The 1,509-nt window shown below is 64.8% G+C and carries 2 protein-coding genes; both read left to right on the top strand.

The genetic code is table 11. From position 1 onward, the window contains the following. The first annotated feature begins 26 nt into the window (after window positions 1–26). The gene (locus SO139_RS46145) at window positions 27–776 is read left to right on the top strand and encodes an electron transfer flavoprotein subunit beta/FixA family protein (protein WP_284275186.1); all 750 of its coding nucleotides are present in this window, start codon (window positions 27–29) and stop codon (window positions 774–776) included. Continuing rightward, window positions 776–1,509, top strand: a 734-nt coding sequence (locus tag SO139_RS46150) for an electron transfer flavoprotein subunit alpha/FixB family protein (protein ID WP_498542149.1), incomplete at its 3' end; no start/stop codon positions are given. The genes SO139_RS46145 and SO139_RS46150, both read left to right, overlap by 1 nt.

Genomic DNA, 1,509 nt, shown 5'->3' on the forward strand with positions numbered 1-1,509 from the left:
TCAAGAATTCAAGTGAAAGAGGATCGATGAAGGTCTTAGTGCCGGTAAAGCGGGTGGTCGATTACAACGTCAAGGTCCGCGTCAAGGGCGATGGATCGGGCGTTGAACTGGCCAACGTCAAGATGTCGATGAATCCATTCGACGAAATCGCGGTCGAGGAAGCGCTGCGCCTGAAGGAAGGCGGCAAGGCCACCGAGGTCGTGGTGGTTTCCATTGGACCGGCGCAGGCGTCGGAGACGATCCGCACCGGCCTCGCCATGGGCGCCGACCGCGGCATCCTGGTGAAGGCGGACGGCAATGTGGAGCCGCTGGCGGTCGCCAAGATCCTGAAGAAGGTCGCCGACGAAGAGCAGCCGGGCCTGATCATTCTGGGAAAGCAGGCGATCGACGACGACAGCAACCAGACCGGCCAGATGCTGGCCGCGCTGCTCGGCTGGTCGCAGGCGACGTTTGCCTCCAAGCTCGAGGTCGAAGGCAGCGACTTCAAGGTCACCCGTGAGGTCGATGGCGGTCTGCAGACCGTGAAGCTGAAGGGGCCGGCGATCGTCACCACGGATCTCCGCCTCAACGAGCCGCGCTACGCCTCGCTGCCCAACATCATGAAGGCGAAGAAGAAGCCGATCGCGGAGAAAACCGTCGCCGATTACGGCGTTGACGTCACCGCGCGCCTTGAAGTTCTCAAGACGACGGAGCCACCGGGCCGCAAGGCCGGCGTCAAGGTCAAGGACGTCGCCGAGCTGGTGTCGAAACTCAAGAACGAAGCCGGGGTGCTCTGATGACGACGCTTCTGATTGCTGAACACGACAATGCGTCGCTGAAGGATGCGACCAGCAAGGCCCTGACGGCGGCCGCCGCCCTCGGCGCCGACGTCGACGTGCTGGTCGCCGGCCAGAACGCCAAGGGCGCGGCTGACGCTGCCGCAAAGCTCACTGGCGTGAAGAAGGTGCTGCTCGCCGACGGCGAGGCTTACGCGCACGATCTCGCCGAGCCGCTGGCCGCGCTGATCGTCTCGCTGGCGTCCGGCTATGACGCGATCGTCGCGCCCGCGACCTCGCGCTTCAAGAACGTGATGCCGCGCGTCGCAGCGCTGCTCGACGTCATGCAGGTCTCGGAGATCATCAAGGTCGTCGCGCCCGATACCTTCGAGCGGCCGATCTACGCTGGCAACGCCATCCAGACGGTGAAGTCGAAGGACGCCAAGAAGGTCATCACGGTGCGTACTTCGACCTTCGCTGCTGCGCCGGCCGGTGGCAGCGCGAGCGTCGAGAGCGTCGCGGCGGCGGCCGATCCGGCCCTGTCGTCCTTCCTCAGTGAGGAAGTCGCCAAGAGCGACCGCCCCGAGCTGACCTCGGCGAAAATCATCGTCTCTGGTGGCCGCGCCATGCAGAGCCGGGAAAATTTCGCAAAATACATCGAGCCGCTCGCCGACAAGCTCGGTGCTGGTGTCGGTGCCTCGCGCGCGGCGGTCGACGCCGGCTATGCGCCGAACGACTGGCAGGTCGGCCAGAC

The sequence above is a fragment of the Bradyrhizobium sp. UFLA05-89 genome (assembly GCF_059803475.1).